We start from the raw sequence: 23,606 nt of genomic DNA, 5'->3' as shown, positions 1-23,606 counted from the left end.
CCCATGAAGACACGCAACACCCTCGTCGCCGGGGCGGCACTGCTCGCCCTCGCGGGCGGCGCCGTGACGTTCCAGACGGCGACCGCCTCTCCCGCGGCCGCCGCCGACTGCGGCTACTACAGCGGCAACCGTACGGCCCAGTCGGGCAGCACCGGACAACACGTCCGCGAAATCCAGTGCATCCTCAGGAAGATCGACAGGGGAGGCACCGCGAACCTGGCCGTCGACGGGATCTTCGGAACCAGGACCCGGGACGCGGTCGTGTACTTCCAGTGGATACACGCACTGGATCCCGACGGCATCGTCGGACCCAAGACCTGGGCAGCGCTCCGCAAGCAGCCCAACTGACCAGTGACATGCCAGGGGGAGAAGTTGATCGATCACACCACGCGCCGCGGATTCCTGGAGCTGTCCGGGCGGGCGGCGGTCGTCGGCGCCGGTGCTGCGGCCCTGCCCGTCATCCGCACCGGCCCCGCCCACGCCGCGGACGCGGCCGAGCTGCCGGTGGTGACCAGCCCGGACCACCCCGACGCCCGTATCCCACGGGTGTCCGCAGCTGACCACGCCGACGGTGTGTCCCGGGAGCCGCTGAACGCGACCGTCGAATGCGGCCTGCCGACCGGAGCCGCCGGAACCGCGGGAGCCGCCGGAGCCTCTGGAGGCAGACACTGATGGCCACCTTCGTCCCCCGCGCCCAGTGGGGCGCCCGGGCCCCGAAGAAGACGTCCGCGGACATCGACCCGGCACGGGGCGGAGTCGCCGTCCACCACACAGGGGCCACCCGATTCGCAGCCGGCAGCCACAGCGGCTGCGCCGGGCAGGTACGCGGCATCCAGAACCACCACATGGACGTCAGGGGCTGGGACGACATCGCCTACACCTACCTGGTCTGCGTCCACGGTTCGGTCTACGAGGGCCGCGGTGTCGGCGTGAGGACCGCCGCGAACGGCACGAACGATTCCAACGACCGCTACTACGCCGTCTGCGGCCTCGTCGGCGGTACCTCCAGCTCGTACGACACGGTCACCAGCGACCTCATCGACGGCTTCCGCACCGCGATCGCCCGCCTGCGCAGCGTGGGCGGTGCGGCGGCCGGCATCACCGGGCACAAGACGTTCCTCGCCACGGAGTGCCCCGGCAGGCTGGGCGACCACATGTCCGCCATGGAGCCGGGCTCGTCCGGCGGTCCCACGGACCCGCCGCAGCCCGGGGTACCGCCGTTCCCCGGCGTTCTGCTGCACTACCCGCCGGTGACGGTGCACTCCAGCGCCCGTACCTGGCAGCAGCGGATGAAGGACCGGGGCTGGACCATCACCGTGGACGGTGCCTACGGCGAGCAGTCCCGGCGCGTCTGCCTCGCCTTCCAACAGGAGAAGGGCCTCACGGTCGACGGTGTCGTCGGCGAGAAGACCTGGTACGCCGCCTGGACAGCGCCGGTCACCACGGCTGCCTCCCACCGCGGCGCCCCGGGCGGGGCCGCCACGCCGGACTGGCCCGGCGTCCTGTTCACCTCGCCGCCGAGGACCGTGCACCCCGGGGTGCGCGCCTGGCAGAGGCGCATGCGAGAGCGCGACCGGGACGTACCGGTCAACGGCGTCTACGACCAACGGTCCCGGGAAGCGTGCGTGGCCTTTCAGAAGGAGCAGGGCCTGACCCCGGACGGCGTCGTGGGTCCGGCCACGTGGTACGCGGCGTGGACGGCGCCGCCGGTCTGAGACCGCCACTGGTCCGCAGGCCTGGGTGCTCCCGCCCGACTCGGCAGTCGTCGTCGTTCCGGGTGCGTCAGATCTCGATGCCGCGGTGCCGGGCCGCGTTCAGGTCCGCACATCCCGTTCCACCGGCAGCCACAGCTCGGCATCCGCCTTCGTCCCGTCCGCCGACAGGTCGGTCCGCAGGATCTCCGGACCGGGGCGGCTGCGGTAGGGGGTGGACGGGAACCACTCGGTGAACACCTCGCGCCACAGTTCCTGGATGGCCCGCGGTGCCGGGCCGGAGGTGGTGAAGACCGCCCAGGTGCCGGGCGGGACGGGCAGGGTCGTGATGCCCTCGGGGGCGTCCGGCCCGGTGGCCGCCGCGGTGATCACCGCCTGGTAGTAGTCGAGTTCGGTGCCCGCGGCGCGGCTCGGGTCCAGGTCGTCGCAGACCGCGACGATGCCGTTCGGCTCCTGGTCCGAGAGCCTTCCGAGGTGCTCCAGGGCCTGCTTGTCGAGCCCGCGGACGAAGTCGATGATCGCCTGGTTCGGGCCCGAGTGCACGAGCGGCACCCGGTTCTTGAAGCCGGCGACCGTGAAGGCCGGGCGGTCCACTACGCGGTACTGCATGCTGCTGTTCCCTTCGACGGTGAGGCGGAAGGTCAACCGGGGCTGGGAGACGAGCGCGGCGCCGGTGCGCCGGGCCTCGCCCGGGCCCACGCCGTGCATCGCGCGGAACGCCCGGGCGAACGCCTCACCCGAGCCGTAGCCGTAGCGCACCGCGATCTCCAGCAGCGTCTCGCGCCCCCCGAGCACCTCCGCGCCCGCCACGGTCAGCCGCCGGCGGCGGATGTACTCCGACAGCGGCATGCCTGCCAGCGCGGAGAACATGCGGCGCAGGTGGTACTCCGAGGTGCACGCGGTACGCGCCAGGTCCGCCCCGTCGATCGGCTGGTCGAGGTGGCGTTCGATGTGCGCCATGGTCTGGTTGAGCCGTTCCAGCACGCCCGGTCCTCCTTCCCTTTTCGTACCCTCACGCTAGGCAGCGGGCGCTCGCCCGCACCCGACATCCTGTGCCCGGTCCGGTCGGGTGCCGCCTCGGGGCCGCTCGGTGCCGTCTCCGTTGAACGGCGTGGACGAACCGGTCCGGTGCCGCCTCGGGGCCGCTCGGTGCCGCCTCCGTTGAACGGCGTAGGCGAACCGCCGTCCCGCAGGCGGATTCGACGGGTCCTCGTCGTGAACGGCTAGCATCGCCCGGCACACCGTCAGTTGCTGACCGGGACGAGGTGAGGACATGAGGGCGCCCAGGATCGCCGTCGCCGTGGTGACCATGGGCAACCGGCCCGATGAGGTCGAGGCCCTGCTGGAGTCCGTGGCCAAGCAGGACGTGCCGCCCGAGCGGATCGTCGTCGTCGGCAACGGCTGCCCGCTGCCCGAGTTCGCCCGGCGGCTGTCGCTGCCCGGCGAGGTCACCCTCGTCGAGCTCGACGAGAACCTCGGCTGCCCCGGCGGGCGCAACGCGGCCCTCGCGCGGCTGCGGGAGTTCGGCGACATCGACGTCGTGGTGGATCTGGACGACGACGGACTGCTCGTCGATCCCGATGTGCTGCGCCGCGTGCGGGACCTGTACACCGCCGACGACCGGCTCGGTATCGTCGGCTTCCGCATCGCCGACGAGCTCGGCGAGACGCAGCAGCGGCACGTGCCCCGGATCGGCGGCTCGGACCCCCTGCGCGGCGGGTACGTCACCGGCTTCCTCGGCGGCGGGCACGCCCTGCGGATGGCGATGCTCGACGAGATCGGCGACTGGCCCGCCGAATTCTTCTTCGCGCACGAGGAGACCGACCTGGCGTGGCGTGCGGTGGACGCCGGATGGCGCATCCTGTACGCGCCGGAACTGCTGCTGCGGCACCCGAAGACCTCGCCCGCCCGGCACGCCATCTACTACCGCGTCAACGCCCGCAACCGCGTCTGGCTGGCCCGCCGCCGGCTGCCGGTCGCGCTCGTCCCCGTCCATCTCGCCGTGTGGGTGCTGCTCACGCTCGCCCGCAACCGGTCGGGTGCCGGGCTGCGCGCGTGGTTCGGCGGATTCGTGGAAGGCGTACGGGAGCCGGCTGGGGAGCGGCGGCCCATGCGCTGGCGCACGGTGTGGCGGCTCACCCGGCTGGGGCGGCCGCCCGTCATCTGATGTCCCGTGGGGGGCGGAGTGGGCCCCGGCCGTTCACCTCCGCCGACCGGGACCCGGATCCGGCCGCGGCGGCGACACTCCCCCGAGCTGCGCGTTCAGACGCGCGCGCCGCCGGGCCAGATCCGATGTAGTGATCACATCAGGCTTTGCCAACGGATCGCTAACATGTGGCCAACGGTTTGCCGTTGCGTCGTCTGCTGATTGGCCTGAAGTCGCCGAACCAGGAGCGGGGACGGCCCGAGCTGCGGCCGACCGGCGCGGCACAGGGGAAGGCCAAGGTGGCGGAATTCCGCTGGCCAAGGGTGGAAACCCGTCAAGGGGCGGAGGTACGGGGAAACGGGGGCGATGATGCGGTTCGGGCTGCTGGGGCCGCCGGCGCTGTTCTACGACGTCCGGGGCGGCACTGCGGGCAGTGGTGAGGCCCGGGGCATCGCGACTCCCAAGTCCCGTGTCCTGCTGGCCGCTTTGTTGCTCGACGCCGGGCGGGTCGTCTCCGTCGAGTCACTGAAGGACGCGCTGTGGGGCGGGGCCCCGCCCGTCTCCGCCCAGGCCTCGCTGCACAATCACGTGACCCGGCTGCGGCGGCTGCTCGACGAGCCCGGGCGGCTGCGGACCGTACCGTCCGGGTACGTGCTGCGGGTCGACGAGGGTGAGTTGGACGTCCACGTGTTCGACGCCCATGTCGCCGCGGCGAGGGCCGCGCACGGCGGCCAGGACTGGGAGCGGGTCGTACGCGAGTGCGCCGCCGCGCTCGCGCTGTGGCGGGGTGCACCGCTCGCCGGGCTGCCGCCCGAGGTCGGCGGCTACGCCTTCGCGCAGCGGCTGCGCGAGGCACGGCTGCTGCTCCTGGAGTGGCGCTATGACGCGGAGCTGGCGCTGGGCGGGCCGCGCCTGGACAGGCTGGTCCCGGAGCTGACGGCGCTGACCGGCGAGCATCCCCTGCGGGAGGTCTACCACCGCCAGCTCATGCTCGCCCTGCACCGCACCGGCCGGCCGGCCGAGGCCCTGGCCGTCCACCGCGATCTGCGCACCCGCCTCGTCGACCGGCTCGGCATCGAGCCCGGGCCGGGGGTGCGGGCGGCGCATGTGGAGGTGCTGCGAGAAGCGGCGGGGAACGCCGGCCCGGGGGACGATGCCGCCCAGCCGTCCGCCCGCCGTCCGGGCCGTGAGCTCCCCGCGCCGCCCCGGCCCGCGCAACTGCCGCCGCCTCCTGCTCACTTCATCGGCCGCGCCCTCGTACGCGACGTGCTGCGCCGCACCCTCACGGCACCCGGTCCGCGGCCCGCCGCCGTCATCAGCGGCATGGCCGGTGTCGGCAAGAGCGCACTCGCGCTGCACGTCGCGCATGATCTGGCGGAACGTTTCTCCGATGGGCAGCTCCACCTCGACCTGCACGGTGCCACCCCGGGCATGACACCACTCACCCCAGGTCAGGCCCTCACCGCTCTGCTGCGCGACCTCGGCACGGAACCCTGCCGCATCCCCGAACAACCGCACGCCGCCTCGGCCTTGCTGCGCTCCCTGCTCGCGCCGACCCGCACGCTCCTGGTACTGGACGGCGCCGCGAGTGCCGCGCAGGTCCGGCCGCTGCTGCCGGGCGGGGCCGGGTGCGCGGTGATCGTCACCAGCCGTTCCCCGCTGACCGCCCTCGACGGCGCTGCCCGGTTCCCGCTCGCCCCGCTGCCGGACGCGGAGAGCGCCGAACTCCTGCGCACCGCCTCTGGCCGCGACGGTCTGGACGGCACGGACGCCGCCCGTCTCCTCGTCGAGCTCAGCGGCCGCCTCCCACTGGCCCTGCGCGTCGTCGCCGCACGGCTCGCCGCCCGCCGGGCCCTCACCCCGGACGCCCTGGCCGGTCAACTGGCCGCCACCGAAGGGCGGTTGCACCACCTGGAGTACGACGACCTGAGCGTCCGCCGCTCCCTGGCCGTCGCGCACGACGCGCTCGCCGCCTCCGAACGCGAGGCCGACCGGGACGCGGCCCGCACCCTGCGCCGGATCGGCGCGCTGGACCTGCCCGCGTACGGTGCCCCGCTGCTCGCCCGCCTCACCGGCACCGACGAGCCCCGCACCGAGGCCGCCCTGGACCGCCTCCTCGACGTGGCCCTGCTGGAGGAGTCCGCCTACGGCCGCTACGCACCGCATGACCTGGTGCGCGACTTCGCCCGCGAGCTGGCCGGAGAGCGGGACGGCTCCGACGCGGCCGACGCCGCCGACACCGCGCTGCGCTGGTACGCCGCCGTCGCCGAGCGGGCCCTCGTCGCGATCGTCGAACCCGGCCCCGACCAGGACGACCGGCGCCGCCCCACCGCGAGCCGGCCGGACGGTCCCGACGTCACCGTCGCCGCCTTCGGCACTCCCGAAGAGGCCTTCGCCTGGGGAGACCGGGAGCTGGCGAACATCGTCGCCCTGGTCGAGCGGCACGCCGACGCCCCGTGCGACCGGCGCGCGGGCCTCGTCTCCGCACTCGTGCGGCTGATCTTCCCGTACGCGCACCGCCGGGGGTGCGTCGCCGAGACGGAGGTGCTCGGACGGGCCGGCCTGCGGGTGGCGCGGCGGCTCGGCGACGAGGCCGCCGAGGCGTGCGCCCTGGTCGACCTCGCCGGAGCACACTGCCTCACCGGCCGCCGGAAAGAGGCCCTCGACCTCAACGACCGCGCCCTGGCCATCTGGCGGCGGCTGGACCACCCTTCCTGGATCCGGCGCTGCCTCAGCAACCGCGGCCTGCTGCTCGACGGGCTCGGTCGGCACGCCGAGGCGGGGGAGGCGCTGACGCGGAGCCTGGAGTACGCGCGGCGGCTGAACGACCCGTACGGCGAGGCCGTCACCCGCGGCCACCTCGGCAACCTCTCCGAGCACACCGACCCGCGGGCCGCCATCGAGCAGCACCGGCGCTCGCTCGCCCTCGGCGACGAGCTCGGCGCCGTGATCGTCCGACACTCCGCGCACCGCAACATCGGATTCGCCCATCTGAGGCTCGGTGAACCGGCCGCCGCCCTGCCGCACTTCGAGGAGAGCCTGCGCATCCTGGGCGGCCATGGCGACTGGCACGGCGAGTCCCGGACCCGGCTCGGTCTGGTCCGGGCCCTGCGGCTGCTGGGCCGGACCGGGCGGGCCGCCCGGGAGTGCGCCGAGCTGCTGGACCGGGCCGAGGCCCGCGCCGACCGCTGCACCGGCGGTCTCGCCCGCCACCAGTACGGGCTGCTGCTACGGGAACGGGGGCGTGTCGGAGAGGCACGGGCGGAGTGGGGCTCGGCTCCCGCGACGCTGGAGGGGACGGACGAGCAGGCGGTGGTCACGGAACTCCGCGAGCTGCTGGCTCCCGGCGACTGACATCGCCTTTGTCCAGCCTTTTGACGGCTTCGTACCGCCTTCGTACCGGCCTTTTGCCTGCTACGTGCCTGCTACGTGCCTGCTATGTGCCTGCTATGTGCGGCAGGGTGGCGTCCCTACTTGGCGTCCGCGTAGCACTCCACCACCGCCGTCGTGAACGGGAACCGCACCGGCGTCTGACCGAAGGTCAGCCGCCCGGCCAGGTCCGCCGCCTCGCGGATCGCCGCGACGACCGCCTCCGCCTCCTCCTCGGGGCAGTGCACGATCACCTCGTCGTGCTGGAAGAAGACCAGTTCGGCCGCCAGGTCCGCGCAGGTCCTCCGCAGCGCCGCGAGCAGCAGCAGGGCCCAGTCGGCGGCGCTGCCCTGGACGACGAAGTTGCGGGCGAAGCGGCCTCGGGCGCGGGCGTTGGTGGAGGCGTACCCGGGCACCCACTGTCCGCTGTCGGGGCGCTCCTCGTCGGCGGCCGGGATGCCGGCCTCCTCCGTCGCGTCGTCCGTCCCCCGGGCCGCGGGCGGGCAGGTCCGGCCGAGCCAGGTCCGTACGAGCCGGCCCTCCTCGCCGGCCCGGGCCGCGTCGTCGACGTAGGCGACCGCCCGGGGGAAGCGGCGGCGCAGCGCGGCGAGGTTCTTCAGGCCGTCGCCGGAGGTCTGGCCGTAGACCGCGCCGAGCACGGCGAGTTTGGCCTGGGCGCGGTCGCCGGAGAAGGCGCGGTCGGAGACGGACTGGTACAGGTCGCTCTCCCGGCCGGCCACCTCCATCAGCCCGGGGTCGCGGGAGATCGCCGCGAGGACGCGCGGCTCCATCTGGTCGGCGTCGGCGACGACCAGCCGCCAGCCGGGGTCGGCGACCACGGCGCGCCGGATCACCTTGGGGATCTGGAGCCCGCCTCCGCCGTTGGTCACCCAGCGCCCGGTCACCGTCCCGCCCGCGAGGAACTCGGGTCTGAACCGGCCGTCGCGCACCCAGTCCTGGAGCCAGGACCAGCCGTGGGCGACCCAGACGCGGTACAGCTTCTTGTACTCGATCAGGGGCTTCACGGCCGGGTGGTCGACGGACTCGAGCTCCCAGCGGCGGGTCGAGGTGACCTTGATGCCGGCCTGGGCGAAGGCCTTGACCACGTCGGCGGGCAGGTCGGGGCGGACGCGGCGGCCGAACGCGGCGGACACCTCCTCGGCCAGCTCGGCCAGGCGGCGTGGCTCGCCGCCGCCCGCGTACCGCTCGCCCAGCAGGTCGTGCAGTACCGCGCGGTGCACCTCGGCGTTCCAGGGCAGACCGGCTCGGTTCATCTCGGCGGCCACCAGCATGCCCGCCGACTCGGCGGCCGTCAGCAGCCGCATCCGGCCGGGGTGCCCGGCCCGCTCGTGCCGCTCGTGCTGCCCGGCGTAGACGGCGAGGAGGTCCGGCAGGGGGAGGGGGACGCCCTGCGGCTCGAACAGGGAGGACTGGGATCCTGGTTCGGCGGGGCGCTGGGGCGGATCGGGCGGTACGGGGCCGCCGCGCAGCCGGGCCAGGGCGGCCGCGGCCGAGCGGGGTTCCCCGTACCTCCCCTCATGGCCGAGGAGGAGTGTCTCGGCGGCCTCGATGTCGTAGCACCGCTCGACTCGCACCCCCGTGGCGAGCAGGCGCCGGTAGACCTCGGCGGTGGACCGCCACACCCACCGCGTGACGCCGGGACGGCTCCGCACGGCCGCGGCGGGATCCGCCTCCCGCCGCACCGGCCCGGCGGGCAGCCCGTCAGGCCCGAGGGGGGCGACGTCCACGCCACCGTCCTCGGCCGGAGCGAGCGCCCACCGGTCGGCCATGCTGCGAGTGTGCCAGGGGGGTCTGACAACGCCCCCAGCCGCCGCCCGACGGGGGGCAGGACTCGTCCAGCACGTTCTCCTGCGCCCGCGCGATAGGCCGCACCCGCCCAGCGCAGCACGTGGTACAGCGTCGGCAGCGCCGTGAACAGAGCCGACAGGCCGAGGGCCGCCGCGACCGAGTGCACGAGCATCGCGCAGGCCACCCCGAACGCGGCCATGACCCCGGCGGCGGGCCCGCCCCGTCCGCCCATCGCCACGATGAACATCATGTCGGGGCCGGGGGTCACGCAGAGCGCGAAGGCGGCGACGAGGAACGCCGCGTACAGAGACATGTCCACCATGCGGGCCATGCTCGAAGCCGCGTCCCGAGGGGGCCAGTGAATTCCGGGGACTGAGACGGGGGAAGGCCGCGGGTGCCGGGCGGCCCGCGAGGGCGTGGCACCATCGGCCCGTGAGCACGTCCACCACCGTCGACCGCGCCTTCGCGGCGGCCCTCTACGAGACCGGCGAGACGGCCCTCGACACCGGCGCGTCCCTGCTCGCCGCCGACCCGGCGGCGGACGCCGAACTCGCCCGGCGCGGGCAGGAGTTCGTAGCGGCCGCCTGGCGACGCGGCTGGCAGCCGGCCGACGTCGTACGCGTCGTGCGGCGCGAGCTGGACGACGTCCACGCGCTCCTCGTGGCGGCACTGATACGGGCTCAGGCACCGGGCGACGGGCCCCGCGGCCGCCGCTGGAGCGCCCAGCTCGCGGAGCTGCCCGCCGACGCCCCGCCCCGCACCGACCGCTTCTCGCACGCCACCGCCGTGCTGGAGCTGTACCGCCTCCTGCTGCGGCTGCCGGCCCTCGAAGCCCTCGACGAGTCGCCCGGGGAAGCCAGGACCGAGTCGCGCATGCTCACCCGCATCCGCGCCCTGCTCGCCAAGGCGGAGGCGACCGGCTTCCCGGACGAGGCCGAGGCGCTCAGCGCGAAGGCGCAGGAGCTGATGGCCCGGCACAGCGTCGACGAGGCGCTGCTCGCGGCGCGGGCGCCGTCACCGGGGACGCCCGGGGCCTGCCGGATCGGCGTCGAGCCGCCGTACGAGCAGGCCAAGGCAGTGCTCCTGGACGCCGTCGCCCACGCCAACCACTGCCGGGCGGTGTGGAACGAGTCGCTCGGCTTCTCCACCGTCGTCGGCTTCGAAACCGACCTGGAAGCGGTCGAACTCCTCTACACCTCACTCCTGGTGCAGGCCACGACCGCGATGACGAAGGCGGAGGCGGAACAGCGGGCGGGTGGCCGCAAGCGTACGAAGACGTTCCGGCAGTCCTTCCTCGCGGCCTACGCCCACCGCCTCGGCACCCGGCTGGCGGCAGCCGCCGAGACGCAGGCGACCGACGACCTGCTCCCGGTCCTCGCCTCCCGTGAGGTCGCCGTCGCCGGGCGGCTGGACCGCATGTTCCCGGAGACGACCACGACCCGGCTGCGCGGGGTGCGCGACGCGGCGGGCTGGACGGAGGGCGCGCGGGCGGCGGACCGGGCGCAGATGCGGCACCGTCCGCCGCTTCGCTGACCTCCCGTCAGTCGCCCGAGGACTCGAAGCCGCTCACCGAGGCCTGCGCGGCGCCGCCTCCCCCGTCCCTCCGGAAGACCTCACCGTACGACCAGGTCAGGTCGTGCGAGTCCGTGGTGGCGCCGGGCAGGGTGAAGGACGCCTTCCGCACGGGGAGGCTCTTCGGGGAGCCCGCCTCGCCCCGGACGTAGGTGATGGTGAAGGACGTGGTGCCATCCTTGCCGAGCGTGAGCGGCTGGGCCTTCGCGTCTTGTTCCGGGGAGATTGACGTCGTGCTGTCGTCGGCCAGGAGGTCCACGGCGGGGAAGCCCTTCAGCGTGCACGGCGCGCCCTGGTTGGTGAGCGTGACGGTGACCGTGCCGGTGTCGCCGGCGGCCGGGGCGGCGCCGGCGCCGACCTCCACGCCCATGTCACCGAGCGCGCAGGCCGTATCGCTCGGCCGGTCCGCGTTCTTGACGTCGTCGCCACCGGACTTGGCGTCGGCGCAGCCGGTCAGCAGGAGCGTCGCGGCGAGGGCGGCGGCCAGGGTGTGGGGCAAGGTGCGCATGAGGTCCTCTGGGCGTGTCGAACGGGCGCGGCTTCGGGCCTCTGGATCATCACGCACACGCGTGCCGGACGGGCACGCACCCCCTGCGATTCCCCCGAACGCCGGACGGGCCGCGACACCCGAGGAACGAAGGCGGGCGATGCCCGGCCCGTCCGTGACGGATCGGGTGTCAGCCGAGGTTCGCCGTCGGCAGCCCCGTCGGCAGCTTCCCGCCCTCCGCCTTCGTGTACGTCTCCTCGCCGAGGCCGCCCTCCCAGGTGACCTTCAGGCTGCTCCCGGTCACGGAGTCCACCGTGCCGGTGGTCCGGTCCTTGGAACCGTCCGTGCACTTCAGGCGGATCATCCGCGTCCCGGACTCCTCGTCCGCGGTGCCGCTGCACACGCTCCCGCCGGTGGCGAACAGCGCGGCCTGCTTGCCGGTGATCACCAGCGCCACGGCCTTGCCGCCGGTCGTCGCGAGCCAGTTGCCCGCCAGCTCGCCCGCGGCCGACCCGCCGGAACCGGAACCGGAGCCGGAACCGGAGCCGGAGTCTGAACCGGTGCCACCGGCCGTTTCGGCCGATGCCGAGACCGTCGGGGACGGGCTGGACGCCGAGTCGTCCCCGGAGCCGCCGTCGCCGCTGCACGCGGTCAGCACGAGCGCGCCCGCCAGCCCCGCGGCCGCCGCCGCGACGCGCACGGCGCCGGAGCGGCGCGAGAAGATCACCGAAGTCACTGCAAGCCCCCAAGCTGTAACCGGCCGACCGGTCGGCCGACCGGTCCGGAAGGACCCGGCCGGCCCCGTGACCGGAACGATCGCAGCAAGTTACCAGGGCCCGTCAAGAGCCCCCGGGCGGCCTCTTACCAGGACGATTTGCGCACCCCGGGCAGATACCCCGCGTGCGCCTGCTCCCGCAGACTCACCCGGGACAGCCCGAACGCCCGGAAGTACCCGCGCGGCCGCCCGTCCACCTGGTCGCGGTTGCGCACGCGCGTGGCGCTCGCGTCGCGCGGCTGCCTGCGCAGCTCCGCCTGCGCGGCCAGCCGTTCGGCCTCCGTCGACGACGGCCGCCGGATGATCTCCTTCAGCTCGGCCCGCCGGGCGGCGTACCGCGCGACGACCTCCTGCCGCCTGTCGTTCTTCGCGATCTTGCTCTTCTTCGCCATCAGACCTTCACCCCTCGGGCCCGGATCCGGGCGACGGCCGCCTCGATCCCGATCGTGTCGACGGTCTTGATCGCCCTGGCGCTGAGCCGGAGCCGTACGTACCGGCCCTCGCTCGGCAGCCAGTAGCGCTTGGACTGGATGTTGGGGTCGAACCGGCGGGACGTGCGCCGGTGGGAGTGCGAGATGCGGTTGCCGAAGCCCGGCTGGGTGCCGGTCAGCATGCAGTGCGCGGACATGGGTGGTGACGTACCTCTCTGACTCAGGTGATGTAAATGGAATTCATTTTCAGTAGCATAGCGGCATGGCACGCAACGAACTCCGGCCGGTCATCAAGCTCCGGTCCACCGCCGGGACCGGCTTCACCTACGTGACCCGCAAGAACCGCCGCAACGACCCGGACCGACTGACCCTGCGCAAGTTCGATCCGGTCGTCGGCCGCCACGTCGACTTCCGAGAGGAGCGCTGACCATGCGCGAGGGAATCCACCCGGAGTACGGCCCCGTCGTCTTCCGCGACCGTGCCGCGAACTACGCCTTCCTCACCCGCTCGACCATGACGAGCGAGAAGACGGTCGAGTGGGAGGACGGCAACACCTACCCGGTCGTCGACGTCGAGATCTCCGACGTCAGCCACCCCTTCTACACGGGCACGGCCCGCGTCCTGGACACCGCGGGCCGCGTGGAGCGCTTCGAGCGCCGGTACGGAAGGAAGGGCTGAGCCGGTGGCTGTCCCCCCTGGGCTCTCCGTCGTGATCGTCGGCGGGCTGCACGCCGACGCCCGCAGGGCGGCCGTCGCGCGGCTGCTCGCCGACGTACCCGGCAGCGTCGCCCTCCACCACGACCTGGCGACGGCCGCCGCGGGCACGGTCGTCCGGACCATCCGGGACGCCGGCGGCCTCCTCGACGCGGGGGAGGCGCCACTCGTCAACGACTGCGCCTGCTGCGCCCTGCGCGAGGACCTCGTACCGGAACTGGAGCGACTGGCCGAGAACGCCGCGGCCGGCGGCACCCGGCTCGCCGTCGTCGAGCTGTGGGACTCCGTCGAGCCCAAGGCCATGGCCGAGGTCGTCACGGCCGGCGGTCTCACCGTCACCGGGGTGATCACCGCCGTCGACCCGGCCCTGGTCCTGCCCTACCTCGGCAACGGCGACGACCTGGCCGACGGCGGACTCGCCGCCGCCACCACCGACCAGCGCACGGTCGCCGACACCTTCGCCCGCCAGCTGGAGTACGCCCCCGTCCTCGCGGTCGCCGAGTCCCCGGAGGCCGACGACGAGGACCGCGAGCTCCTCGCGCAGCTGCACCCGACGGCCCGCCAGGTCCCGATCGGGCAGGACGCCCCGGCGGACCCGGCCGACGACGGCCTGACGGTTCCGGTCCCGCGCCGGCGTCCGCTGTCGCCCCTGGCGCAGGCGGCCCTGGCCGGCTTCGACGTCGAGGCGGCGGCCGCCGCGCAGCACCCGGCCTGTGCCCTGCTGCCCGCCGAGGCCGACGCGCACGGCGTCTCCACCCTGGTGTGGCATCGACGCCGCCCCTTCCACCCGGAGCGGCTCTACGCCGCCCTGGAGGACCTGACCTGCGCGGCCGCCCGCAGCCGGGGCCGGTTCTGGCTCGCCGACAAGCCCGACACGCTCTTCCACTGGGACGCGGCGGGCGGGGCCCTGTGCGTGGAGAGCGCCGGGCCGTGGCTGGCCTCCCTGCCGGACGCGGCCTGGGAGATGGTGCCGCCGGTGCGCCGCGCCGCCGCCGCGCTGGACTGGCACCCCGAGCACGGCGACCGCTGCCAGCACCTGGTCTTCACCTCGCCCGGCCTCGACCGGGACGGCTTGGAGCGGCTGCTGGAGTCCTGCCTGCTCACCGACGCCGAGTACGCCGCCGGGCGCGATGCCTGGCAGCGGCTGCCGCACGCCTTCGACACCCTCCTGGAGGTCTGATCCGCCATGCCCCGCAAGCTAGACCGCAAGCCCGTGAAGAACCGGCCCAACCCCCTGGACCAGGCCGGGATCACCTACATCGACTACAAGGACACCGACCTGCTGCGGAAGTTCATCTCCGACCGCGGCAAGATCCGCAGCCGCCGCGTCACGCGGGTGTCGGCCCAGCAGCAGCGGCAGCTGGCCAAGGCGATCAAGAACGCGCGCGAGATGGCGCTGCTGCCGTACTCCAGCCGCTGAACGCGTCCATTCCGGGTGAGGTCCCCCACGCTTGACGCGTGGGGGACCTCATGTGCGTGAGACGGCCGGAGGTACGCGCACACCCACGAGACGCGCCGGGGCCAGCCGGATGCCCGGTCGGCCGCCGTGCGCCGGGGCCCGGCGGACCGGCAGGGGCACACGCGGCGCGGGCGGACAGGGCCGTCCGCCGACCGCGGGTCCGGCGACGGGCCGACCCGGACACCGGCTCCCGGTACGACCCCCGGGTCCTGCGTCCGGCGCATTTCTCCCTGCTCGGACCGGTGCCCGCCGCTTCCGTATGGACGCCGGCCGGCCCCTCCCGCAGCCGCACAGTCACCTGCTCCCGCCGCCGAGCGGATGCTCCGCCTCCATCAGACCGCCGCCGGACCCGCCGACTGCGCCGCCGGCCTCCGGGAACGCGACGTGAGGCAGGGCCGTCCAACAAGGGAGAGCTTTGGTCAAGCGGTCGTCAGAGCTGTAACCGCGGGACCACCCCGCGTGCACGTGCATCTGCCCATGCATCTGCACATGAACAGGGCTATGATCCGGGTCAGTTGACCGCTGCATCAATGGCCACACCAGCCAGTGCACCACCCGGGAGCGACCTGTGGACCACGACGCGTACAACGGTATGGCGGCCGCCGGGCTGCATGGTGTGGCCTGGCAGAAGAGCCGGCACAGCAACTCGCAGGGCTCGTGCGTGGAGTTCGCCCGGCTGCCGGGCGGTGACGTGGCCGTGCGCAACTCGCGCTTCCCCGACGGTCCCGCACTGGTCTACACCCGTGCGGAGATCGAGGCGATGCTCCTGGGCGTGAAGGACGGCGAGTTCGACCACCTGGTCGGCGGCTGACGGCCGGACGGGCCCCGCGCCGGCATCCGGACGGATCCCGCGCTGACGGCCGGACGGGTGCCACGGAGAGTTCGGACAACGGGAGGGCCCGGACAACGGAAAGTTCCGGGCAATCGATCGTTCTACGCGCCGTGACGCGCGTAGAACCGCGACGTGATGATGCCCTGCGGCTTCCTATTCCATGTGCGGCCGGGAACCGGCCCGCGGCAGCCGGAACAGCGCCCAGACCACCTTGCCGCTGAGGGCGCCCGTGAGCGGGTGCCAGCCCCAGCCGTCGCTGAAGGAGTCGACGAGGAACAGCCCGCGGCCCGACTCGGCCGAGAAGTCGTCGGTCTCCCGGGCGACGGGACTGTCGTGACTGGGATCGCGCACCGCGCACACCAGACGGCCGGTCCACCGCATCAGATGCAGCCGTACCGGGGGCTCCTGGCCCGTGCCGCACACCGGGTTCGCCGGAAGGCCGTGCCGCAGGGCGTTGGTGACGAGCTCCGAGGTCACCAGGCAGACGTCGTCGAACAGGTCGCCCATGCCCCACTGGTCGAGGGTGCCGCGGGTGAACTTGCGTGCCTCGCGCACCGCTTCGTAGCGGGCGGGCAGCGCACAGGAGGCGGCGTCGGACACGGCCGCGGGATCCAGCGGCGGAAGGCCCTGCCGTAACGGCTCGAGCATGGTCGATCCATTCGTCCCCATGCGAGGCACTCCCGGGAATTCGCGGTCGGTGCGATGCGGCGGTGGTGCGGGACCATGGTTTCGGATGCGTACAGCAGATGCAAGGGCAGATGCACGTGCAGGTGACCGGAATGAGATGTCCCGTACCGCTTGTTGGTCAATTTTTCCGTCATCTTCGCGCCCCCCTGCGGCGTTCAGTGCCGTGTTCCCCGGTCCGCTTCTTCGGCCCGCGCGCGTGCGTCCGCTGTCTCGATTCCGTTTCTGTAACCGGACGAGTACTGCTCGAAGTGTTTTAGTGGCAGACTTCGGCCCCTGAAGACGTTGGGGAGGCTGGCGAACGTGAGCGCGGGAGAGCCGGGATCGGTGGTGCGGCGCATGCTGCTCGGATCACAACTCAGGCGACTGCGTGAGGCGCGGGGCATCACGCGCGAGGCGGCGGGCTACTCGATCCGCGCCTCCGAGTCGAAGATCAGCCGGATGGAGTTGGGCCGGGTGAGCTTCAAGACCAGAGACGTCGAGGACCTCCTCACGCTGTACGGCATCACGGACGAGCAGGAGCGCGCCTCCCTGCTCTCCCTGGCCAAGGAGGCCAACGTCGCGGGCTGGTGGCACAGTTACTCGGACGTGCTGCCCAGCTGGTTCCCCACCTACATCGGCCTGGAGGGCGCCGCCTCGCTGATCCGGGCGTACGAGGTGCAGTTCGTGCACGGCCTGCTGCAGACCGAGGCGTACGCGCACGCGGTGGTGCGGCGGGGCATGCAGGGCGCGAGCGAGGCCGATGTCGAGCGCCGGGTGGCGCTGCGGCTGGAGCGGCAGAAGTACCTCGTCGACGAGCGCGCGCCGGACTTCCACATCATCCTGGACGAGGCCGCCCTGCGCCGCCCCTACGGCGACCGCGAGGTGATGCGCGGCCAGCTCCAGCACCTCATCGAGATCTCCGAGCGGCCCAACGTACGCCTCCAGGTCGTGCCGTTCAGCCTCGGCGGTCATGCCGGCGAAAGTGGCGCGTTCACGATCCTCAGCTTCCCGGAGCCGGACCTGTCGGACGTGGTCTACCTGGAGCAGCTCACCAGCGCGCTGTACCTGGACAAGGCCGAGGACGTCGCCCAGTACGAGAAGGCGCTCAAGGAGCTGCAGAGCGACAGCCCGGGCCCCTCCGAGAGCCGGGACCTTCTCCGGGGACTCCTCCAGCTCTCCTGAAGGACTCCTCCAACTCCTCTGAAACACAAGTACGATGACGTGTGATCAGATCGTGAAGGTGCGGTCAGAGGTCTGCCAGGGATCGAGGGGTCACACATGTCGTCGTCCTACTTCACCGACCTTGCACAGCAGTACATCGACGGTGAGTGGCGCCCGGGTACCGGTTCCTGGGACATCATCGACTTCAACCCGTATGACGACGAGAAGCTGGCGTCGATCACCATAGCCACGGTCGACGAGGTCGATCAGGCCTACCGGGCGGCCGCCCGCGCCCAGAAGCAGTGGGCCGCGACCAACCCGTACGCCCGGCGTGCCGTCTTCGAGAAGGCCCTCAGGATCATCGAGGAGCGCGAGGCGGAGATCTCCGAGGCCATCATCGCCGAGCTCGGCGGCACGCGTCTGAAGGCCGCCTTCGAGCTGCACCTCGCCAAGGAGTTCCTGCGCGAGGCGGTCCATCTGGCGCTCTCCCCCGAGGGCCGGATCATCCCCTCCCCGGTGGAAGGCAAGGAGAACCGCGTCTACCGCGTGCCGGTCGGTGTGGTGGGCGTGATCAGCCCCTTCAACTTCCCGTTCCTGCTGTCGGTCAAGTCCGTCGCCCCGGCCCTCGCGCTCGGCAACGCCGTGGTGCTCAAGCCGCACCAGAACACGCCGATCGTCGGCGGATCCCTGGTCGCGAAGATCTTCGAGGACGCGGGGCTGCCCGGCGGGCTGCTGAACGTCCTCATCACCGACATCGCCGAGATCGGCGACGCCTTCATCGAACACCCGATCCCCAAGGTCATCTCCTTCACCGGCTCCGACCAGGTCGGCCGGCACGTCGCGACCGTCTGCGCCCGGCAGTTCAAGCGCTCGGTCCTCGAACTCGGCGGCAACAGCGCGCTGGTCGTCCTCGACGACGCCGACCTCGACTACGCGGTCGACGCGGCCGTCTTCAGCCGCTACGTCCATCAGGGTCAGGTCTGCATGGCCGCCAACCGCGTCCTGGTCGACCGCTCGGTCGCGGACCGGTTCACCGAGAAGTTCGTCGCCAAGGTGAAGACCCTCAAGACGGGCGACCCCCGCGACCCGGAGACCGTCATCGGCCCGGTCATCAACTCCTCGCAGGCGGAGGCCCTCGCGGGCGTGGTCGAGCAGGCGCTCGCCGAGGGCGCCACGGCCCTGGTGCGCGGCGGGCGGACCGACAACCTCGTCGAGCCGTCCGTGCTGACCGACGTCCCCGCCGACTCGGCGCTGCTGCGGCAGGAGGTCTTCGGCCCGGTCGTCTTCCTCGTCCCCTTCGATGGCGAGGAGGAGGCCGTACGCCTGGTCAACGACACCCCGTACGGCCTGAGCGGCGCGGTCCACACCGGGAACATCGAGCGCGGTGTGAACTTCGCCAAGCAGATCGACTCGGGCATGTTCCACGTGAACGACGGCACCGTCCACGACGAGCCGATCGTCCCCTTCGGCGGCGAGAAGCACTCGGGCCTCGGCCGGCTCAACGGCGAGACGATGCTGGACTCCTTCACCACGACCAAGTGGATCTCCGTGCAGCACGGCCGGAGCCGGTTCCCGTTCTGACGTCTCTCGGCATGGCGGACCCTTGCGGCCAGAACCTGACCGCAAGGGTCCGTAGTTTCGTCGGTGTCAGGCAGCAGCCACCCCGACGAAAGGCGGCCCGTCATGGTGAAGCACGTGGGACCCGAGGCACCCGGTGACGAGCGCGGAGCGCTCCTGTCGTTCATCGCCGAGCAGCGCGACGCCGTCCGGCGGGCGCTGCTGGGTCTGACGGACGAGCAGGCGACCTCCCGCCCCAGTGCCAGCGAGCTGTCCCTGGCCGGGCTGCTCAAGCACGTCGCGGAGGTCGAGCAGGGCTGGATCGCCCGGGCCAAGGGCGAGCCGCCGGCCGTCCACCGGGACGAGTCGAACTGGCACGAGTGCTTCCGGCTGACCGGCGACGAGACCGTGGCGTCGCAGCTCGCGTACTACGAGAAGGTGGCCGCCGAGACGGAGGCGTTCATCCGCGCGGTGCCCAGCCTCGACGACACCTTCGAGTTCCCGAGGACGTCCTGGAACCCGAAGGACGAGTGGCTCTCGATGCGCTGGCTGTGCCTGCACCTGATCCGCGAGACGGCCCGGCACGCGGGCCACGCCGACATCATCCGCGAGTCGCTGGACGGCGCGACGGCCTTCGAGCTGGTGGCCGCGGAACAGCAGGTGGCGGCCGGGTCCTAACCTGGACCGCATGTCAGCGATCCGTCTCCTCGTGCTCGGCGCGGTCCGCATGCACGGCCGTGCCCACGGCTACCAGGTGCGCAACGACCTGGAGTACTGGGGCGCGCACGAGTGGTCCACCGCCAAGCCCGGCTCGATCTACCACGCCCTGAAGCAGATGGCGAAGCAAGGGCTGCTGCACGCGCACGAGGTGGCCCCGTCCACGGCCGGCGGCCCGCCGCGCACGGAGTACGAGATCACCGGGCGGGGCAGGGAGGAGTACCTCCGGCTGCTGCGGGACGCGCTGGTCACCTACGACCAGCGCGGGGACGTGAAGACGGCCGCCGTCGGCTTCGTCGTCGACCTGCCGCGGGCCGAGGCGGTCGCCCTGCTCAAGGAGCGGACCCTGCGGATCGAGCAGTGGCGGGCGTCCGTCCTGGAGCACTACGTGCCCGAGGGGGGGCCCGGACAGCTCGGCCACATCGGCGAGATCATGAACATGTGGGTCCACACGGCCGATTCCGAGGCCGAGTGGACCCGCGGTCTCATCGAGCGCATCGAGGGCGGCGCCTACACCTTCGCCGACGAGGGCGACCCGTTCGTCGGCCTGCTGGCCGAGGACGCGGAGAACCCGTACGCGACGGGGGAGCGGCATCCCGGAGACGCTCACTAATCAAGTTTGACGAATGGCTCGCAGGGGCTTACCTTCGAGCATGTAGTCAAGTTTGACTAGAGAGGGAGGTTCGGTGGCCGACACGGCGATCACCGTCGAAGGCGCGGAGAAGACGTACGGCGGCAGGAAGGCGCTCGACGGGCTTGGCCTGACGGTCGCGCGCGGCACGGTGCACGGGGTGCTCGGCCCGAACGGCGCGGGCAAGACCACCCTGGTGAGGATTCTGTCCACGCTGCTGCGGCCCGACGCGGGACGCGTCGAGGTGGCCGGGCACGACGTGGTCCGCGAGGCGTACGCCGTCCGGCTGCGCATCGGCCTGCTCGGCCAGCACGCCGCGCTCGACGAGGAGCTCGGCGGCCGGCAGAACCTGGAGCTGTTCGGCCGGCTGCACCACCTGGGCGCCCGGCGGGCACGCGCGCGTGCCGACGAGCTCCTGGAGCGCTTCGGCCTGGCCGGCACCGGCCGCAAGGCGGTCCGGCAGTACAGCGGCGGCATGCGGCGCCGCCTCGATCTCGCGGCCTCCCTGATCACCGAACCGGAGGTGCTGTTCCTGGACGAGCCGACCACCGGCCTCGACCCCCGCGGCCGCGCCGAGGTGTGGGCCTCCGTCCGCTCCCTGGTCGGCGGCGGGACGACGGTCCTGCTCACCACGCAGTACCTGGAGGAGGCCGACCAGCTCGCCGACCGCATCTCGGTCGTCGACGCCGGCCGCGTCATCGCCGAGGGCACGGCGGACGAGCTGAAGGCCGAGACCGGCGGCGACCGCATCGACGTGGTCCTGCGGGAGGCCGGCCAACTGGGAGCGGCCGTCGCCCTGTTGCCCCTCACCGGAGTCACCGTCGACACCGACCGCCGCCTGCTGAGCGCCCCGGTGACCGACCGCATGGAGGCGCTCTCCGGGGTCGTACGGGCCCTTCAGGAGGCCGGAATCGAGGCGGAGGACGTCGCCCTGCGCCGCCCGACGCTGGACGAGGTGTTCCTGCACCTCACCGGAGACGACCGCCGAGTGAAGGAGGCCGCGTGACCGCCTACGCCCTGACCGACTCCTGGACCATGACCCGCCGGGAACTCGCCCGCTGGGGACGGCAGCCGGTCCAGCTGGTCGTCAACCTCGTCTTCCCGGTGATGCTGCTCCTCATGTTCGGCTACCTGATCGGCGGCGGCCGGGGCGTGAGCGGCGAGTACCGCGACTACCTGATCCCGGGCATGCTCGCGCTCACCATGGCCTTCGGCCTGGAGGGGACGATGATCGCCGTCACGCAGGACCTCAACAAGGGCGTGATCGACCGCTTCCGCTCGATGCCCATGGCCAACGGGGCGGTGCTGGTGGGCCGTTCGGCGGCCGACATGCTCCAGTCGGCGCTGGCCCTGGTCGTGCTCATCGGCGTGGGAGCCGCGCTCGGCTGGCGTCCCGGGGGTGGCCCGGCGGCCCTCCTCGCAGCCGTGGGCCTGCTGCTCCTCTTCCGGTTCGCCATGCTGTGGATCGGCATCCACCTGGCCCTGGTGGCAGGGAAGCCGGAGATGGTCCAGGCCGTGCAGATCCTGGTCTGGCCGATCGGCTTCCTGTCCAACGCCCTGGCCACCCCCGGCTCCATGCCCGGCTGGCTGGGCACGGCCGTCGAGTGGAACCCGATGTCCCACACGGCCTCAGCCGTACGGGACTTGTTCGGCACCCCCGGCGCGGAGTCCGGGCACGTGTGGGCGGCGGTCGTCTGGCCACTGGCCCTGCTGGCGGTGTTCTTCCCGCTCGCGGTGCGGAGGTTCGGACGGCTCAGTAGGTGAGCCCGGCCGACATGGGTGGTCAATGGCCCTTGTCCTCTCTCATGTCGTCCCCGACGTCCGCGTACGCGAGGAGGCGGGCGCCTCTGCTCTCCGCGATGCGGCGTACGTCGGTCAGGGCCTCGCTCATGCGGGCGAGGAGGTAGCGGAGTTGAACGGCGGTCATGTGCTCGTCGTCGAGCATGTCGGCGAGGTGGGCGAGGAGGTCACCGGCCATGTCGAGTTGGACGCTCTCGACGGCGTCGGCGGCCCGGGAGAGACGTCCGCTGCCGTCGGTCAGGAGATAGCAGGGCTTGCCTTCGGGGCTTGTCCAGGGCAGCAGCCGCGCCGGTGTGATGGCGTTGTCCGTCATGCGGTCATTTCCATGTCGTGGATCGGGTGCGGGTACGAGTGACACGGGCGCAGGTCGATGCCCTGAGGGGCGAGCAGCAGGGGGCCACGCCGGGCCCGCCGACGCCGCTCCCGCTCCCGGCGCTCGTGTGCGACGAGGTAGGGGCGGACGAGGGCGTTGTCCTCACCGCGTAGAGGGCGCGCGCCGAACCGGTGGGGAGTCGGCCCCTCGACCGGCGCGCGCGGAGGGTCGTATCCGTGCCTCGCGGCGAGTCGATGTCGCCCCGTGGCGGGGAGGACGAGGTGAAGCAATGCTTCGAGCAAGCGGGCGATGGCGCCGAGCATGGCGTGACTCCGTAATCGATGTCGCTGTCTGTAGCGATCGACATACAGAGTGAGAGGGCTCGGGCTAGGCTCGCCAGAGGGTGAGACGTGACAGAGCATTTGTCACAGGGGAGTTGATCCGGATGGGACACATGTACGGCGACTGGCTCAGGGAGCAGCGCGAGGCGGCCGGTCTGACGCAGCAGCAACTGGCCGAGATGGCCGTCATGACCCGTTCGCACATCGCGCACATCGAGGCGGGGCGCCGGGTGCCGTCCAAGGAGGACGCGAGGCGGCTGGACAGCGCTCTGAACACGGGGAACGTGCTGAGCAGCTTCCTGCCGCAGGAGGATGTGGCGGTCGCGGACTACTTCGAGGCGGCCCGGCTGCTCGAACAACAGGCAGTGATGATCCGGGAGTTCGCCCTGTCGTTCGTGCCGGGCATCCTCCAGACGAAAAGGTACGCCCGTGCGGTTCTGAGCAGGTCGTTCCCTCCTGTGAGTGAAGAGGAATGTGACAGGCTCGTTGTCACACGCCTGGAGCGGGCGAAGATCCTCGATGATCCGATGACGCCCGTGGTGTGGGCGCTGCTGGACGAGGCGGTGCTACGACGCCAGATCGGCGGGCCGGATGTCATGGCGGAACAGCTCGACCACCTCGTACGTCTTGCCGAGGTCGGCCGGATCCAGGTGCACGTCCTGCCGTTTGCGCTGGGCAGCCACCCACTACTGAGCAACATGCTCACGCTGATGTGGTTCGAGGACCAGCCGCCAGTGGCCTACGGTGAGGGCCTGTGGATGGGAAGGGTCCATGACTCCCCGTCCATCGTCCAGGAACTTCAGCATCGCTACGATTTCGCGTTGGGCAACGCCTTGCCTCTGAAGGAATCCCTGGCTCTGCTCAGGGCGACAGCAAGGGACTGCGAACGTCATGACCGACCGAGTCATACCGAACGCGGGAGCGGTGGAGGGGTGGCGTAAGTCCTCCTACAGCAATGATCAGGGCGGCAGTTGCCTGGAGGTCCTCGACGGCCACCGCCGGGTCGTTCCCGTACGCGACTCGAAGAACCCCCAGGGACCGGCGATCGTCCTCCCGGACTCCGCTTGGTCGACGTTCGTCACGGCGGTCAGGAGCGGTGTCTTTCCCTCCTGAC

The 23,606-nt window shown here is 72.3% G+C and carries 28 protein-coding genes and 1 pseudogene; 19 read left to right on the top strand and 10 right to left on the bottom strand.

Translation table 11 applies throughout. From position 1 onward, the window contains the following. Positions 1-3: 3 nt before the first annotated feature. The 3 genes from ACZ5TL_RS24615 to ACZ5TL_RS24605 are packed head-to-tail and all read left to right on the top strand — an operon-like array spanning position 4 to position 1,715. Positions 4-348 carry a peptidoglycan-binding domain-containing protein gene (locus ACZ5TL_RS24615; protein ID WP_468592384.1) on the top strand — a complete coding sequence of 115 codons (345 nt, stop codon included), beginning with the start codon at positions 4-6 and terminating at the stop codon, positions 346-348. A gap of 24 nt (positions 349-372) precedes the next feature. Beyond that, positions 373-672, top strand: coding sequence for a twin-arginine translocation signal domain-containing protein (locus tag ACZ5TL_RS24610; protein WP_468592383.1), 300 nt, complete (start codon positions 373-375; stop codon positions 670-672). Beyond that, the gene (locus ACZ5TL_RS24605; RefSeq protein WP_468592382.1) at positions 672-1,715 is read left to right on the top strand and encodes a peptidoglycan recognition protein family protein; all 1,044 of its coding nucleotides are present in this window, start codon (positions 672-674) and stop codon (positions 1,713-1,715) included. Before ACZ5TL_RS24610 ends, ACZ5TL_RS24605 begins: the two co-directional genes overlap by 1 nt. Positions 1,716-1,814: 99 nt before the next feature. Here the strand turns inward: ACZ5TL_RS24605 and ACZ5TL_RS24600 are convergent, their stop codons facing one another. Beyond that, positions 1,815-2,696, bottom strand: a complete 882-nt coding sequence (locus ACZ5TL_RS24600) for an AraC family transcriptional regulator (protein ID WP_468592381.1) — start codon at positions 2,694-2,696, stop codon at positions 1,815-1,817. A 289-nt stretch (positions 2,697-2,985) separates the two neighbouring features. On the opposite strand from ACZ5TL_RS24600, the gene ACZ5TL_RS24595 reads away from it, so the two are divergent. Together ACZ5TL_RS24595 and ACZ5TL_RS24590 are read left to right on the top strand one after the other, a co-directional pair. Further along, positions 2,986-3,879, top strand: coding sequence for a glycosyltransferase family 2 protein (locus ACZ5TL_RS24595; RefSeq protein WP_468592380.1), 894 nt, complete (start codon positions 2,986-2,988; stop codon positions 3,877-3,879). Between the two features lie 345 nt (positions 3,880-4,224). Continuing rightward, positions 4,225-7,212, top strand: a complete 2,988-nt coding sequence (locus tag ACZ5TL_RS24590; RefSeq protein WP_468592378.1) for an AfsR/SARP family transcriptional regulator — start codon at positions 4,225-4,227, stop codon at positions 7,210-7,212. A 116-nt stretch (positions 7,213-7,328) separates the two neighbouring features. Here ACZ5TL_RS24590 and ACZ5TL_RS24585 read toward each other — a convergent pair whose 3' ends face one another. Together ACZ5TL_RS24585 and ACZ5TL_RS24580 are read right to left on the bottom strand one after the other, a co-directional pair. After that, positions 7,329-9,017: a bifunctional 3'-5' exonuclease/DNA polymerase gene (locus ACZ5TL_RS24585; RefSeq protein ID WP_468592376.1), complete on the bottom strand. Its 1,689-nt coding sequence runs from the start codon at positions 9,015-9,017 to the stop codon at positions 7,329-7,331. 92 nt (positions 9,018-9,109) lie between these two features. Then, positions 9,110-9,358, bottom strand: a pseudogene (locus tag ACZ5TL_RS24580) (LysE family transporter); the annotation flags it as partial. A gap of 110 nt (positions 9,359-9,468) precedes the next feature. On the opposite strand from ACZ5TL_RS24580, the gene ACZ5TL_RS24575 reads away from it, so the two are divergent. Then, complete coding sequence (locus ACZ5TL_RS24575) at positions 9,469-10,569, top strand: DUF2786 domain-containing protein (protein ID WP_468592374.1); 1,101 nt, start codon at positions 9,469-9,471, stop codon at positions 10,567-10,569. A gap of 7 nt (positions 10,570-10,576) precedes the next feature. On the opposite strand, the gene ACZ5TL_RS24570 is transcribed toward ACZ5TL_RS24575, so the two are convergent. The 4 genes from ACZ5TL_RS24570 to rpmB form a co-directional block, all read right to left on the bottom strand. Then, entirely contained in the window at positions 10,577-11,116 is a 540-nt protein-coding gene (locus ACZ5TL_RS24570; protein ID WP_468592372.1) for a DUF4232 domain-containing protein, read from the bottom strand. A 169-nt stretch (positions 11,117-11,285) separates the two neighbouring features. Then, positions 11,286-11,822 (bottom strand): hypothetical protein, encoded by a 537-nt coding sequence (locus ACZ5TL_RS24565; protein ID WP_468592371.1) that lies wholly within the window; start codon positions 11,820-11,822, stop codon positions 11,286-11,288. 134 nt (positions 11,823-11,956) lie between these two features. Then, complete coding sequence (gene rpsN, locus ACZ5TL_RS24560) at positions 11,957-12,262, bottom strand: 30S ribosomal protein S14 (RefSeq protein ID WP_062928325.1); 306 nt, start codon at positions 12,260-12,262, stop codon at positions 11,957-11,959. After that, positions 12,262-12,498: a 50S ribosomal protein L28 gene (gene rpmB, locus ACZ5TL_RS24555; protein WP_031115922.1), complete on the bottom strand. Its 237-nt coding sequence runs from the start codon at positions 12,496-12,498 to the stop codon at positions 12,262-12,264. The genes rpsN and rpmB overlap by 1 nt, the downstream gene beginning before the upstream one ends. A 65-nt stretch (positions 12,499-12,563) precedes the next feature. Here rpmB and rpmG point away from each other — a divergent pair, with 65 nt between their 5' ends. The 5 genes from rpmG to ACZ5TL_RS24530 all read left to right on the top strand — a co-directional run bounded on the left by rpmG (position 12,564) and on the right by ACZ5TL_RS24530 (position 15,285). Beyond that, positions 12,564-12,728, top strand: a complete 165-nt coding sequence (rpmG, locus tag ACZ5TL_RS24550) for a 50S ribosomal protein L33 (protein ID WP_030235952.1) — start codon at positions 12,564-12,566, stop codon at positions 12,726-12,728. A gap of 2 nt (positions 12,729-12,730) precedes the next feature. Continuing rightward, entirely contained in the window at positions 12,731-12,979 is a 249-nt protein-coding gene (locus ACZ5TL_RS24545) for a type B 50S ribosomal protein L31 (protein WP_468592369.1), read from the top strand. A 4-nt stretch (positions 12,980-12,983) separates the two neighbouring features. Continuing rightward, positions 12,984-14,195 (top strand): CobW family GTP-binding protein, encoded by a 1,212-nt coding sequence (locus tag ACZ5TL_RS24540; protein ID WP_468592367.1) that lies wholly within the window; start codon positions 12,984-12,986, stop codon positions 14,193-14,195. A gap of 6 nt (positions 14,196-14,201) precedes the next feature. Then, positions 14,202-14,435 carry a 30S ribosomal protein S18 gene (gene rpsR, locus ACZ5TL_RS24535; RefSeq protein WP_451110351.1) on the top strand — a complete coding sequence of 78 codons (234 nt, stop codon included), beginning with the start codon at positions 14,202-14,204 and terminating at the stop codon, positions 14,433-14,435. A gap of 631 nt (positions 14,436-15,066) precedes the next feature. Beyond that, positions 15,067-15,285, top strand: a complete 219-nt coding sequence (locus tag ACZ5TL_RS24530) for a DUF397 domain-containing protein (protein WP_045296613.1) — start codon at positions 15,067-15,069, stop codon at positions 15,283-15,285. Between the two features lie 174 nt (positions 15,286-15,459). On the opposite strand, the gene ACZ5TL_RS24525 is transcribed toward ACZ5TL_RS24530, so the two are convergent. Then, positions 15,460-15,975, bottom strand: coding sequence for an ATP-binding protein (locus ACZ5TL_RS24525; RefSeq protein ID WP_468592365.1), 516 nt, complete (start codon positions 15,973-15,975; stop codon positions 15,460-15,462). Between the two features lie 354 nt (positions 15,976-16,329). Between ACZ5TL_RS24525 and ACZ5TL_RS24520 the strand changes: the two genes are divergently transcribed. The 6 genes from ACZ5TL_RS24520 (at position 16,330) to ACZ5TL_RS24495 (ending at position 21,802) form a co-directional block, all read left to right on the top strand. Next, positions 16,330-17,154 carry a helix-turn-helix domain-containing protein gene (locus ACZ5TL_RS24520; protein WP_468592562.1) on the top strand — a complete coding sequence of 275 codons (825 nt, stop codon included), beginning with the start codon at positions 16,330-16,332 and terminating at the stop codon, positions 17,152-17,154. 96 nt (positions 17,155-17,250) lie between these two features. Then, on the top strand, positions 17,251-18,714 hold the full coding sequence (locus ACZ5TL_RS24515; protein ID WP_468592364.1) for an aldehyde dehydrogenase family protein: 1,464 nt from the start codon (positions 17,251-17,253) through the stop codon (positions 18,712-18,714). A gap of 102 nt (positions 18,715-18,816) precedes the next feature. Further along, the gene (locus ACZ5TL_RS24510; protein WP_468592363.1) at positions 18,817-19,368 is read left to right on the top strand and encodes a DinB family protein; all 552 of its coding nucleotides are present in this window, start codon (positions 18,817-18,819) and stop codon (positions 19,366-19,368) included. Between the two features lie 10 nt (positions 19,369-19,378). After that, positions 19,379-20,020: a PadR family transcriptional regulator gene (locus tag ACZ5TL_RS24505; protein WP_468592361.1), complete on the top strand. Its 642-nt coding sequence runs from the start codon at positions 19,379-19,381 to the stop codon at positions 20,018-20,020. 73 nt (positions 20,021-20,093) lie between these two features. Further along, positions 20,094-21,044 carry an ATP-binding cassette domain-containing protein gene (locus ACZ5TL_RS24500; protein WP_468592359.1) on the top strand — a complete coding sequence of 317 codons (951 nt, stop codon included), beginning with the start codon at positions 20,094-20,096 and terminating at the stop codon, positions 21,042-21,044. Beyond that, the gene (locus ACZ5TL_RS24495; RefSeq protein WP_468592357.1) at positions 21,041-21,802 is read left to right on the top strand and encodes an ABC transporter permease; all 762 of its coding nucleotides are present in this window, start codon (positions 21,041-21,043) and stop codon (positions 21,800-21,802) included. The genes ACZ5TL_RS24500 and ACZ5TL_RS24495 overlap by 4 nt, the downstream gene beginning before the upstream one ends. Positions 21,803-21,821: 19 nt before the next feature. Here the strand turns inward: ACZ5TL_RS24495 and ACZ5TL_RS24490 are convergent, their stop codons facing one another. Beyond that, positions 21,822-22,151 carry a hypothetical protein gene (locus ACZ5TL_RS24490; protein ID WP_468592356.1) on the bottom strand — a complete coding sequence of 110 codons (330 nt, stop codon included), beginning with the start codon at positions 22,149-22,151 and terminating at the stop codon, positions 21,822-21,824. After that, positions 22,148-22,474: a hypothetical protein gene (locus ACZ5TL_RS24485; RefSeq protein ID WP_468592355.1), complete on the bottom strand. Its 327-nt coding sequence runs from the start codon at positions 22,472-22,474 to the stop codon at positions 22,148-22,150. The genes ACZ5TL_RS24490 and ACZ5TL_RS24485 overlap by 4 nt, the downstream gene beginning before the upstream one ends. A gap of 122 nt (positions 22,475-22,596) precedes the next feature. On the opposite strand from ACZ5TL_RS24485, the gene ACZ5TL_RS24480 reads away from it, so the two are divergent. Beyond that, positions 22,597-23,433 carry a helix-turn-helix domain-containing protein gene (locus ACZ5TL_RS24480; protein ID WP_468592353.1) on the top strand — a complete coding sequence of 279 codons (837 nt, stop codon included), beginning with the start codon at positions 22,597-22,599 and terminating at the stop codon, positions 23,431-23,433. After that, on the top strand, positions 23,384-23,605 hold the full coding sequence (locus tag ACZ5TL_RS24475; protein WP_468592352.1) for a DUF397 domain-containing protein: 222 nt from the start codon (positions 23,384-23,386) through the stop codon (positions 23,603-23,605). Before ACZ5TL_RS24480 ends, ACZ5TL_RS24475 begins: the two co-directional genes overlap by 50 nt. Position 23,606 lies beyond the last annotated feature (1 nt).

Source organism: Streptomyces sp. NPDC033136, assembly GCF_055578235.1.
The sequence above is the reverse complement of the archived record's forward strand: the minus strand, read 5'-3'. Positions and strand labels throughout refer to the sequence as shown.

Bases quoted from the DNA above. Each gene is read 5' to 3' on its own strand.
- ACZ5TL_RS24615 (WP_468592384.1), top strand. From the start codon at position 4: ATGAAGACACGCAACACCCTCGTCGCCGGGGCGGCACTGCTCGCCCTC.
- ACZ5TL_RS24570 (WP_468592372.1), bottom strand. From the start codon at position 11,116: ATGCGCACCTTGCCCCACACCCTGGCCGCCGCCCTCGCCGCGACGCTC.
- ACZ5TL_RS24475 (WP_468592352.1), top strand. From the start codon at position 23,384: ATGACCGACCGAGTCATACCGAACGCGGGAGCGGTGGAGGGGTGGCGT.
- ACZ5TL_RS24530 (WP_045296613.1), top strand. From the start codon at position 15,067: ATGGCGGCCGCCGGGCTGCATGGTGTGGCCTGGCAGAAGAGCCGGCAC.
- rpsN (WP_062928325.1), bottom strand. From the start codon at position 12,262: ATGGCGAAGAAGAGCAAGATCGCGAAGAACGACAGGCGGCAGGAGGTC.
- ACZ5TL_RS24490 (WP_468592356.1), bottom strand. From the start codon at position 22,151: ATGACGGACAACGCCATCACACCGGCGCGGCTGCTGCCCTGGACAAGC.
- ACZ5TL_RS24510 (WP_468592363.1), top strand. From the start codon at position 18,817: ATGGTGAAGCACGTGGGACCCGAGGCACCCGGTGACGAGCGCGGAGCG.
- ACZ5TL_RS24520 (WP_468592562.1), top strand. From the start codon at position 16,330: ATGCTGCTCGGATCACAACTCAGGCGACTGCGTGAGGCGCGGGGCATC.
- ACZ5TL_RS24525 (WP_468592365.1), bottom strand. From the start codon at position 15,975: ATGGGGACGAATGGATCGACCATGCTCGAGCCGTTACGGCAGGGCCTT.
- ACZ5TL_RS24545 (WP_468592369.1), top strand. From the start codon at position 12,731: ATGCGCGAGGGAATCCACCCGGAGTACGGCCCCGTCGTCTTCCGCGAC.
- ACZ5TL_RS24595 (WP_468592380.1), top strand. From the start codon at position 2,986: ATGAGGGCGCCCAGGATCGCCGTCGCCGTGGTGACCATGGGCAACCGG.
- ACZ5TL_RS24605 (WP_468592382.1), top strand. From the start codon at position 672: ATGGCCACCTTCGTCCCCCGCGCCCAGTGGGGCGCCCGGGCCCCGAAG.
- ACZ5TL_RS24505 (WP_468592361.1), top strand. From the start codon at position 19,379: ATGTCAGCGATCCGTCTCCTCGTGCTCGGCGCGGTCCGCATGCACGGC.
- ACZ5TL_RS24485 (WP_468592355.1), bottom strand. From the start codon at position 22,474: ATGCTCGGCGCCATCGCCCGCTTGCTCGAAGCATTGCTTCACCTCGTC.
- ACZ5TL_RS24590 (WP_468592378.1), top strand. From the start codon at position 4,225: ATGATGCGGTTCGGGCTGCTGGGGCCGCCGGCGCTGTTCTACGACGTC.
- rpsR (WP_451110351.1), top strand. From the start codon at position 14,202: ATGCCCCGCAAGCTAGACCGCAAGCCCGTGAAGAACCGGCCCAACCCC.
- ACZ5TL_RS24515 (WP_468592364.1), top strand. From the start codon at position 17,251: ATGTCGTCGTCCTACTTCACCGACCTTGCACAGCAGTACATCGACGGT.
- ACZ5TL_RS24480 (WP_468592353.1), top strand. From the start codon at position 22,597: ATGGGACACATGTACGGCGACTGGCTCAGGGAGCAGCGCGAGGCGGCC.
- ACZ5TL_RS24585 (WP_468592376.1), bottom strand. From the start codon at position 9,017: ATGGCCGACCGGTGGGCGCTCGCTCCGGCCGAGGACGGTGGCGTGGAC.
- rpmG (WP_030235952.1), top strand. From the start codon at position 12,564: ATGGCACGCAACGAACTCCGGCCGGTCATCAAGCTCCGGTCCACCGCC.
- rpmB (WP_031115922.1), bottom strand. From the start codon at position 12,498: ATGTCCGCGCACTGCATGCTGACCGGCACCCAGCCGGGCTTCGGCAAC.